The following is a 10915-nucleotide window of genomic DNA, read 5'->3' as shown; positions in this document are numbered from 1 at the left end:
TGACATGGCAAGGCTCCTTCAATGAGGTCGCCAGACTAGCCGTTGGACGAGTTCGTAGCGCTATGATTCTTGCTGGTAAATTCCATAGGGCGAAATCGCAGACAAGCCGTGGAGAAGACCAAGAATTACTGCGAAAAGACGGATGAAACGGAGTCGGGCCGTCAGATCACCTGCAAAGCCTTGAGCACGCTGAGCCCTTCGCGGGCGAAGGTTTGGGCACGCTTGCGCAAGGCGTTGCGTTGGTCCTCGGACTCGGGCGTCATGGCGTCAGCCACAGCTTCGGGCGAATGACCGCGCACAATGGCCGCCAGGAAGGCCTGTTCCGGCCCCGGCAAGGGAATGCCCGTGCCGGTGACCGGTGACGCCAGTGCGGCAACCGGCTTGCCCGCCGCGGCCGATCGCAGCCCGGCAGCGTTGAAGCGGTCGGTCACGGCCTTGCGGGCGGTCTGACCTTCGGCCGCGAGCGCCGGCTGGACATAGTCGAGGGCGCACAGCACGCCCAGAGCCTGCTCGATGTGGCGAGCTTCGTTTCCCTTTAGGTCAGGCATCTCACACAGTTGTTCAACCGTCGCCGGTCCCGCCACAAGGCCATCGAGCACGCCGTTGAACACTTGCGGGGTCAGGTTGAACTCGCCGCCAGGCCGCTTTAACTTGAGAGGACACAGGCTGCGCAGGCGGGCGAGGGCAAAACGCCGTCCGCACAGCCATTGCGAAACCTCGTCGGGTGTAATCGCCGGGGCACCGCGACTATAGACATCGCGCCGAAAACGCCGATCGAGCAGGAAGTCGCGCACGACTTCGCTCGCTGCCGGCGCGTCGGGGGCGGTCAACAGGGCGCGCTGGGCGGGTTTGAAATTGAACTGGTCGAAACCTTCCATCAGACGGGCCTGGGCGACATAGCCGAGCTTGGCCGGGGACAAAGCATCGGCGACCTCGTCCTGATAGAACAGCGACCATTGTTCGTTGAGATATTCGTGCGCCAGATAGGTCGGATTCTCCTTGGCCAGCCGGTCCAGCAGCGCGCCGGTCTCCGGTGTCGCGGCGAAAAAGCCGGCGCCAGCTTCGCTCATGGCGCGGGCATAGGTCAGGGCCTGTTCGACACGCGCCGGCGCGGGGGCTGCGGCGTTAGTGACCCCCAGCTTCATCAGACGCCGCAGCGGAGCCACCCGCGACCAGCCGGGCAGGCAGTTATAGCTTACATAGACCAGGCCCCCAGGTTTCAGCCGGCGGCGGATCAGTTCGACGATATAGTGGCGGTTCTCGGCGCTGACCCACGACCAGATGCCATGCAAGGTGATGATATCGAACTCGGGCAGTTCGGTGCTGAGCAGGTCCTCGAAACTGGCTTCGAGGAAGGTGACATTCTCAAGCCCGGCGGCCTGGGCCGTGGCGCGCGCATTCAGGATGTGGGTCGGATTGAAGTCGTTTCCCCAGAACTGGCCGTGCGGATTGGCCGCCGCCAGCAGAGCTGTCGAATAGCCGTTGCCGCAGCCCAGTTCGAGGTAGGTGTAGGCCTGGTCCACGTCAACCGCCCGCCGTCCGGCCAGGGTTGCCGCCATGGCCAGGTTCAGCGGCGCCAGTTCCGGATAGAAACCGTGCGTATATTCGACATCGACGACATAGCCGCCGGTCCAGGTATCATCGGACACGGTTCATCCCTTGTGTGTTTGACAGACGCAAATTGAACCTGCTTCGCGTCATGGTTCAAGGGAAAGCGGAATGGCGGCTAAGAGAGCCTGTCTTCCGCCTTCTGCAGTGTCCTATGATATCAGGTCCAGAAGGTCGGCGTGCGGCGTCCCCAGGTTCACCCCAAGGCTGTCGGAAAAATCCCAGCCGAAGGTTACGGGCACATCACCCTTGCCTGTCGATGCATAGTGGGACTGCTGGAACTGATCGAACGAGATGCTTAAACTGGCCTTTGGCGAGTCAGACTCGAACTGGCCAAGGAAATGGGCCGAGTCGAACAGGAATTCGTCGATCATGCGCAGACCGCCCGGTCCGGCGGCATAGGCCTCGACCTCTATCCGCAGAAACGGGTCGTCGGTCAGTGCGCCTTTCAACGATGACAGCAAAATCTGGTCTGAGCCCAGGCTGAAACTGACATTCCCGTCGGGCCCGCCCGGCTGAAAGATGAACTGGAGCTCGGTAATCGCAATGAAGCCGTGACCACCATCGGTGGCAACCGTATTGCCCTTGCCGTCGACCAGTCTCAGATAGTAGGCGATGTCAGCGTCGGCGCCGCCCGCCGGCGTCGCCGGATTGTAGGCGCCGGCGCTGGTCAGGCTGGCAGGCTGGTCGGCTTTGAAATCCCAACCGAATGTGCTGGAGCCGGCGTCGCCCTTGTGCGAGGTCTGGAACGCACTGGCGCTCATTTCAACGCGTCTGACGTCCAGGTTGGTTTCGCTCAGGCGGACATCGACACCTGTGAAAAGGTATTGATCCACCAGGTGCGTACCCGCAAAACCATCCAACTCCAGGCCCAGCCCGGCATTCGTCAGCAGAGCCTCGCTCAAGGCCAGGCTCAGTTGGTCGTCATAGAAGGTCAGGCCGATGCTGGCGTCGTTGTCCCTGACAAAGCTTTCGAAGTTCGACAGAGCGACCCAGCCGCCAGTGCCGTCGCTGTCCAGCGTATTGCCCTTGGCGTCGACGAAGCGGGCATAGTAGGTGAGGGCCTGGGGCGCATCGACAGCGACCTCGGGAACGTCCTCCGTGACGTAATCGCCGGGATCGCTGATGGTCGCGGCCTTGTTGAGTTGGAAATCCCAGCCGGCCTCGGTGGCCGTCCCCTTGGCGTCATGATGGCGGTGGGTATATTGGCCGATCTCAACGGCAATCTCGGCCTTGCCGCCGGCCTCGATGATCTGCACGACCGTCACGTCCGCGTACAGGTAGTTGTCCACCATTTGCCAGGTGGAAACGCCCGCCCGGTAGGACTCGATTTCAACGCCGACCTGTCCGCCCGTCATCATCGCCGATTTCAGCGCATTCGCGGCCATGTCGCCGGCGATTGTGAGATTGATGACGCCGTTATTGTCGATGACCACCGCACCGTTTCCTGAGATCCAGCCGCTGCTGCCGGCGTCGCTGGCGATCACCGATTCCGTCTTGCCGTCGCTGAAGAAGCGAATGACATAGGTCAGGTCATCCGTATGCTGCGCCGCTGTCTGGCTGAAGGGGTCGTAATCGACCGTATCCGGGAGAGTTACAGGCACGCCGCCGGGGAAATTCCAGCCGGTTGTGGTCGTGCCGGTGACTGAACCCTTTGAGTCGTAGGTGGTGTGGGTCCGCGTGTAGGACGGCGCGAAGAAGGTCAGGAAACTGGCGTCCGGCGCTGACGTGCCCGCGGGTGGCGGGGCGATCACGGTGTTCAGGAGGCGGGTGGCGTCGAACAGGTACTCATCGACCTGGCGGTAGGTGCCCCCGATCAGCGACAGGGATTCGACCTGGAACTGGATGCCCTGGACGCTCAGTTGCGACATTTCCAGTGCCGTCAGCACCTGGTCAGTACCTGTCAGCGACAGGGAAACCACGAGATCATCCGGCGTGGAGTCGAAATTGCCAGGACCTGCGGCGTAGGAAAGGCTGGACAGTTCGATCCAGCCATCACTGCCTTCGGTGGCGAGCACATTACCCTTGCTGTCGACAAAACGTCCGACCAGCAGCCTATCGCCGGGCGCAGCGACCAGCGTGTCGGCGGCCGTAAAGTCGCCGGGATCGGTGAGCACGACCGGGGCCTGGGCGGTGTAGTCCCATCCTGCCTGGCTGGTGGAGGCCTTGCCGTTGCTGTCGACGCTGTGGTGCAGGTGCTGAGTGGCCGTATAGGTCAGGGCCAAACCGGTCTGTTCTCTGTCGCCGGCGAATGCGGACACGCTCATACCCTGAACACGCGCATTGGTGAACAGAAACTCGTCGACCACGACGAGACCGCTGCCGCTGCCGCTGTAAGCCTCGATTTCGACCTTCAGGGCCGACCCGTTCTGCAGGGCCGCGCTCAGTTTCGTCGACAGCACCCCATCCAGGGCGAGGTTGAAATCGCTACGCGTGACCTTGTTGGTGAGGTTGTCGACATAAATGCCGAAGCCTGGATTGCTGACCTGGACCCAGCCATTGCTGCCTTCGCTGGCAATGACAGCCCCCTTGGCGTCGAAGAACCGCACGACATAGCTCAGCTCGCCGCCGGGCGTGCCGGAGAAGCCGCCGTCCCCGGTAAAACTCGCGCTGCTGCTCAGATCGACTGGCCCCGTCGCGGCGAAATTCCAGCCATACTGGTCGGACTCCGGCGCGCCCTTGCTGTCGCGTGACCAGTGTTCATGCTCGGCCCGGCCAAGCTGGAGGGAGACCTGCTGGATATTGGGCCCCGTCGATGTTGAGTTGATGGTGGAGCGGTCGAACAGGTACTGGTCAACCAGCTCCAGTCCGCTGGCGGTGGTGCGGTAGGCCTCGACCTCCAGCCCGACCTGAAGCCCTTGGGTCGCCGATTTCAGCAGGGTCGTGGCGGCTTGGTCGGTGTCGAAGACGAGGTTGGCGTAGCCCTGGCTGGTCCAGGAGAAGGAGTCCAGCGCGATCCAGCCATTGGTACCGTCACTGGCGATCACCGAGCCCTTGGCGTCGACGAAGCGCGCGACATAGGTCAGTCCGGCGTCAAGCGCGACACCGTCGCTGACGACCAGGTCGATGGCCGCCTGCTGATATGCCAGCAGGGCCGACCCGCTGGCGTCGGTTATGTTGATAGATTGGGGATTGCCATTGATGTCCGTCAGGGTGACGCGCGCCACACCCTGCGACGGCCCGCCGGTGACCGAGGCACCCGCCGTGCGCGCAACGAAGCGGGCCAGGCCCGCATAGCTGACCAACTCGATCGTATCACTGGGCGTGATCAAACGCAGCTTGTCGCCGTCGGAAAATTTCAGGTCCAGGACGCTGTCGGTCGCCGACGCCGTTCCGGCAGTCGTGTCGAAGACGAACATGTCGCCGCCGGCCCCGCCGGTCAGGCTGTCATTTCCGGCATGGCCGTTCAGGGTGTCGTTGCCGGCCAGGGCGTTGATATTGTTATTGCCGGCATTGCCATTCAGCGCCTGAGCGAAGGAGTTTCCGGTGGCGTTGATATTGGCCGAACCCGTCAGGTTCAAGGTTTCGATATACCGCGCCGACAGACCGTAGCTGACGCTCGAAAAGACGGTGTCGTTGCCGCCGCTGCTGGCTTCAACGACATTATCGCTGGCGTTCTGGATATAGTAGGTGTCGTTGCCGGCCCCACCGGTCAGGATATTGACGCCGCTATTGCCGATGAGCACGTTGCTCAGGATATTGCCGATGCCGTTGATGGCCGCGGTTCCGGTCAGGGTCAGGTTCTCGACATTGGACCCCAGAGCATGGTTGACCGAGGATTCGACCAGGTCGGAGCCGCCGCTGGAGGCCTCGGTGGTGAAGTCATAGGCGTCATCGACGACATAGGTGTCGTTGCCGGTACCGCCGGTCATGATATCGGCGCCGATGCTGCCATCCAGCCGGTCATGGCCGCCGCCGCCGTCCAGCATGTTGACACCGCTGTTGCCCACCAGGACGTTGGCGAACCCATTGCCGGTGGCGTTGAGCGCCGTACCGCCCGTCAGGGTCAGGTTCTCGACCTGCTTGCCGGCCAGGCTATAGGTCACCGACGAGACGATCGTGTCGAAGCCGGCATTGGCGGCTTCGACGACGCTGTCGCCGGTGTTCTGGACATAATAGGTATCGTTACCCAGTCCGCCTGTCAGCACATTGGTGCCGTCATTGCCGGTCAGAGCATTATTGCCGTCATTGCCGGTGCCGTTGGCATTGGAAGCGCCCAGCAGGATCAGGTGTTCCAGGTTGGCGCTCAGGATGTAGTTGAGCGACGAGCGGACGGTGTCGGTGCCTTCGCCTGTCAGTTCGGTGACGGTGTCGCCGGCATTGTCGACGGTGAAGGTGTCGTCACCGGCCCCGCCGATCAGGGTGTCGATGCCCGCGCCGCCATCCAGGCTGTCATTGCCGGCCAGGCCGTTGAGGATATTGTTGCCGCTGTTGCCGGTGAGGGTGTTGGCGAACGAATTGCCCGTGGCGTTGATATGGGCCGCGCCGGTCAGGTTGAGGAATTCAATGTAGCGGCCCGACAGATTGTAGCTGACGCTGCTGAAGACGGTATCGATGCCGCCGGTGCTGTTCTCGACCACATTGTCGCCGGTCGAGTCGACATAGAAGGTGTCGTTGCCGTTGCCGCCGACCATCGTGTCGCTGCCCGCGCCGCCGTCCAGGACATCGTTGCCGTCAAGCCCTGCCAGGCTGTCGTTGCCGGGACCGCCTGTTTCTGTGTCGTGACCCGGCCCAGCCGAGCCGAGGCCGGACGCGATGTCAAGATTGAGGCTGTCGTCGATCTTTTTCATGCCCGGTCCCTGAACGCCATGCCGCCTCCCAGGACAGCTTTGTCGCAATCGTTACCACGTTATTTACGATCTGTAATCAAGCCAAAAAGGCGAAAAGCGGGTGACTTCTTACCTGCTACTCTCAGTCAGTGGGCAACGATTCCAGGAGTTGCCGCCACCGCGTGAACACGAGTCCGGCATAGGCTTCGCTACCGATATGATAGGCGCCGAGCGAATAGCCTTCATTCGCTTCGATCAGGGCGGTATCTCCCGTAGACAGTACGCCGAAATCGATGCCGTAAGCCGCGGGGGCTTCGCCGGAGCGGGTGTATTCGGCAACGGCTTGAGCGAGGACGACCGGATCGGGTCTTAGCCCGACGTCGCCGTCATAATGATCGACGGACACGATCTCGCTGCCGATCACATATACGCGGTACTCCGAGCGCCACTCGACGACGTCAGAGCACCAGAGCGGCTCCTTCCAGCTTGTGCTTCCGACGTAGTAGAAGTCTGAGTGGTGGGCGAACACCCGTCCGGTGAAGATCTTGAGGCGTGAGGCCGGCTTGGCGAAGACCGGGGCTGCGCCATCGTCGATGCGTTGACGCAAGACGCCGAGAGTGTCCGTCCAGACACGGCGGTGCAAGTACGATCTCAGGGCCTTCGGATAGCAGGAGGTGTCGGGAATGGCGATCTTCAGTTGCCGCATGGCACTGTGCGTGATGTCGACGTCACCGAAGACAAACGACCGCCGGGTCAGTGGCAACTGGCGGCGGAGGAGGCGCTTGGGCGTAAACAGTTCGAACGGCTGACCGATCCTGACGCAGTGCTCGTGCACCAGGGCGTTCTCGTGCGCCAGGCGTCCATTGCCCTTTTCCTGAATAAAAGCGATGTCGAACACGATGGACGTCCTGTGATAGAGTGGAGTCGCTTATCAGTGACGGATGTCGCTGGCCATGGTTTTCGGGGGTAGGATGAAATTGTTCCTTGTGTCCGCTGCACTTTTGGGCATGGCGCTGGCCTGCGTTGCCGGCGCACAACCGGCAGAGCGTTTGGCGCGGCCGGTGAAGCACAGCTATACCGGCGAAGACGGCAAGTTTCACGTAGAGAAAGACGCGACGGTCGGAAATCTGGGGGTCGATGCTTACGCCAATCTCGGCCGCAGGATGGCAACTGCAGACTTGGATGCCGTGGCAATGTCAAAGGCGCTCAAACCGGTTCTATGCGACAGGGCCGGGGCGCAGGCTGTGGCTGCAGTCGTAAAGGACGCCCTAAAAGAGATGACAACGGCGCAACGCGCCCGTCTCAAGGCGCGCGAGCCCGAGAGCCTGACGGACCTGGCCATCATCATCGCCGCCTCCCTGGATCAGGTCGACGCCGACGCCATCCGCGCCGACGAAGCCCTGGGGCCGGGTGCCTATCATGACGCCATCACCGGCTTTCGTATCGGGCTGGAGGCGTGCGACTTTTACGGACAGCGTCCATGAGAATGGTGATCCTGGCAGCGGCTTTTCTGGTGGGAGGGTGCGCCGGACTGACTGGCGGAAAGCACTTCGACCTTCCGGCGAAAGACGGAGCCATGTCCGTCTCCTCGCCGGACGGAACGCTCCGGCTTGACCTGGTCCAGACGGATATCAACGAAGTCGAAGGCACGGTTTACGAGTTGTCGGCCTCAAGGGCGGGACGAGAAACCTATCGCTCAACCTTTTACAGGGGAATATCCGGGCGTTGGTCGACCACGGGCCAGGGTGTCTTTATCAACTATGTCAACGGCAGCGATGAGCTGGGGTGTGAGGTCCTGCATTACCGCGGTGAAACGATACGGACGGTCAATCCAAGGGCGTTGCTGACCCGCATCTACGCTCGCAACGACACCATGGCTGCAGTCGCCACTACCAAGGGTGTTCGCTACTATCTCGACTGCGAAAAATGGGTCGACCATGGCACGGTCGCGTTTTCGGTTTCAGTGGATCATGGCAGCACGTATCACCTCCGCTACCAACTGGAGGGGGAAGTGCTGCAATATCTTCGGTATGACGATGATGGCGAGCGGGTTGTCGCCCTGTAATATCCGTCTTCTATCGTCCTATCCGCTTGTCACATCTCACCCTTTGGGACTATATGACCGCCGTGCGCGTCGAACCTCGGCGCTAAATCCGATTCACGATTGACCTGCCCCGGGAGACGGGCTATGACAGCGTTGTCATGAACTGGCGCGCCGCAGGGTGCGACCGATAAGCCTGAGTTAACAGGCAGGTCCTTGGTAGCAGGAAACAACACCTTATGGTCTCGAGCTCAGCGGCGGGAAGCCGGCAACAGGTCTTCGTTCTGGTCGGTGGTACCGGCGATCTTGCCATGCGGATGCTGTGGCCGTCCCTGGCCATGCTGGACCAAGACGGGTTCCTGGCCGACAATCTGCGCATCATTTCCGTCGCGCGCGAAGACTGCGGCACCGAGGTCTGCGTTGATCGTATCGGCAATGCCGTCACCAAGCGGGTGGGCGAGTCGCTGGAGCCCGGCACTTTGGCGCGGTTTCGCAAGCGCATTGTTCACGTGGCGCTGGACGCCGCCAAGGACGATTGGGGCGCCAAGCTGAAGGCCGAACTGGGTGATATTGAACATCTCGACGTCGTCTTCTTCCTGTCGGTATCGCCGTCGCTGTTCAAGCCGATCTGCGAGCATATCGAGCGCGCCGGCCTGAACAAGGCGCCCAACCGCGTCATCATCGAAAAGCCGATCGGCCGCGACCTGGCCTCGTCGAAGGTCATCAACGACTCCGTCGCCCACGCCTTTGACGAATCGCGCACCTTCCGCATCGACCACTATCTGGGCAAGGAAACCGTCCAGAACCTGATCGCCTTGCGTTTCGGTAATGTGGTGTTCGAGCCGCTGTGGAACTCGCAGACCATCGACCACGTCCAGATCACTATCGCCGAAACCGTCGGGGTCGGTGAGCGCCTGGGCTATTATGACGAATATGGCGCGATCCGCGACATGCTGCAGAACCATCTGTTGCAACTGGTCTGCCTGCTGGCCATGGAGCCGCCATCGGCTTTGTCGTCCGACGCCCTGCGCGACGAAAAGGTCAAGGTGCTGCGTTCGCTCAAAGCCATCACCGTCGACAACGTCAAGGACCACACCGCCCGCGGTCAGTACGGCCCCGGTTTCGCCGATGGCCATCCGGTCGCCGGCTACGAGGTCGAAAAAGGTTCGCCGTCGAACACTGAAACCTTCGTTGCCATCAAGGCCGAAATCGCCAACTGGCGCTGGGCCGGCACGCCGTTTTACTTGCGCACGGGCAAGTGCCTTCCGTCGCGCTCGACCGAAATCGTCATCCAGTTCAAACCGCTGCCGCACTCCATCTTTGGCACCGAGGCCAAGGCCAACCGCCTGCACATCCGTCTGCAGCCCGATGAAGACATTTCGCTGACCGTGATGAACAAGGCGCCCGGCCTGACCGCCGAGGGCACCCACCTGCAGTCGCTCGACCTGTCGCTGTCGCTGATCAAGGCCTTTGAAGGCAATGGTGAAAAAGCCCCGCGCCGCCGCATCGCCTATGAACGCCTGATCCTGGACGCGCTCCAGGGCAATAACGCCCAGTTCGTCCGCCGCGACGAGGTCGAGGCGGCATGGATGTGGGTCGACGGCATTATCGATAGCTGGACCAAGACCAGCATGAAGCCCCAGCAATACCCGGCCGGTACCTTTGGCCCGGTCAGCGGCTATCGCCTGATCGAACGCGACGAAGGCCGTACCTGGAATGACTGAGGCCGCCGTTCAGCGTGATATTCCCGAACCGACGGTGCTGCACTGGCCGGCACCGGGCGGTGAGGTTCGCGTTCTCAGCTTCGTCAGCAAGGCTGACGCCGGCGCCTATGTCGCCGATGTTATCGCCGACACCTTGCAGGCCGCCGTGGCCGACCGCGGCAAGGCGCTGTGGATCGGTTGCGGCGGTTCCACGCCCAAGCCGATCTATGAAAGCCTGACGACCCTGGACCTCGACTGGGACCGCATCACCCTGGCCCAGGTCGATGAGCGCTTCGTGCCGACCGACGACACCAATTCCAACACCCGCATGATGCGCGAGGCCTTGGAGCCGGTGTTGGACGACATGGATTTCATGACCCTGATCCAGGACCTGTCGAGTGCTCAGGCTTGTGCCGACAAGGCTGAGGCGCGCTTCCTGGAGTTGGGGGGCGGGGCGGCGCCGGTGTTCGACATCGCCCTGATGGGGATGGGGCCGGATGCCCACTATGCCTCGATCTTCCCGCACCATGCCATCAATGGCGAGGTCTATGGCACCGACCGCATCGTCCTGCCGGTCGCACCGACCGACGGCTCGCTGGAACCCGTCCTGCCGCGCATTACCTTAAGCGTTCCGGCGCTGAACCGCAGCCGCAAGATTATCTTCTTTATCACCGGGGCCACCAAGCTGGAGGTGCTGCGCAGCGCCAGCCAGTCGACCGATCCGTTGGAATCGCCAATCGGCGCCTTCCTGGCCCAGTGCCCCGCACCCGTCGAATTCGTCTGGGCCGCGTGAG

General features: G+C 62.0%; 7 protein-coding genes. 4 read left to right on the top strand and 3 right to left on the bottom strand.

The features are described 5' to 3' along the window. Nucleotides 1-161: 161 nt before the first annotated feature. From ABI_RS13035 to ABI_RS13025, 3 genes are all read right to left on the bottom strand, one after another. Nucleotides 162-1649: a class I SAM-dependent methyltransferase gene (locus ABI_RS13035; RefSeq protein WP_006273477.1), complete on the bottom strand. Its 1488-nt coding sequence runs from the start codon at nt 1647-1649 to the stop codon at nt 162-164. A gap of 111 nt (nt 1650-1760) precedes the next feature. Continuing rightward, nucleotides 1761-6398: a beta strand repeat-containing protein gene (locus ABI_RS23725; protein ID WP_006273476.1), complete on the bottom strand. Its 4638-nt coding sequence runs from the start codon at nt 6396-6398 to the stop codon at nt 1761-1763. A 121-nt stretch (nt 6399-6519) separates the two neighbouring features. Then, nucleotides 6520-7275 (bottom strand): ATP-grasp domain-containing protein, encoded by a 756-nt coding sequence (locus tag ABI_RS13025; protein ID WP_006273474.1) that lies wholly within the window; start codon nt 7273-7275, stop codon nt 6520-6522. 73 nt (nt 7276-7348) lie between these two features. Between ABI_RS13025 and ABI_RS13020 the strand changes: the two genes are divergently transcribed. From ABI_RS13020 to pgl, 4 genes are all read left to right on the top strand, one after another. Continuing rightward, entirely contained in the window at nt 7349-7861 is a 513-nt protein-coding gene (locus tag ABI_RS13020; protein WP_157138889.1) for a hypothetical protein, read from the top strand. Beyond that, nucleotides 7858-8442, top strand: a complete 585-nt coding sequence (locus ABI_RS13015) for a hypothetical protein (RefSeq protein WP_157138888.1) — start codon at nt 7858-7860, stop codon at nt 8440-8442. The genes ABI_RS13020 and ABI_RS13015 overlap by 4 nt, the downstream gene beginning before the upstream one ends. 215 nt (nt 8443-8657) lie before the next feature. Continuing rightward, entirely contained in the window at nt 8658-10142 is a 1485-nt protein-coding gene (gene zwf / locus ABI_RS13010) for a glucose-6-phosphate dehydrogenase (protein ID WP_006273471.1), read from the top strand. Next, nucleotides 10135-10914 carry a 6-phosphogluconolactonase gene (pgl, locus tag ABI_RS13005; protein WP_006273470.1) on the top strand — a complete coding sequence of 260 codons (780 nt, stop codon included), beginning with the start codon at nt 10135-10137 and terminating at the stop codon, nt 10912-10914. Before zwf ends, pgl begins: the two co-directional genes overlap by 8 nt. Nucleotide 10915 lies beyond the last annotated feature (1 nt).

The sequence above is a fragment of the Asticcacaulis biprosthecium C19 genome, from assembly GCF_000204015.1.
In the GTDB taxonomy this organism is placed as follows: domain Bacteria; phylum Pseudomonadota; class Alphaproteobacteria; order Caulobacterales; family Caulobacteraceae; genus Asticcacaulis; species Asticcacaulis biprosthecius.
Note: the sequence above shows the minus strand (reverse complement) of the source record. Positions and strands in the feature narration are given on the sequence as shown.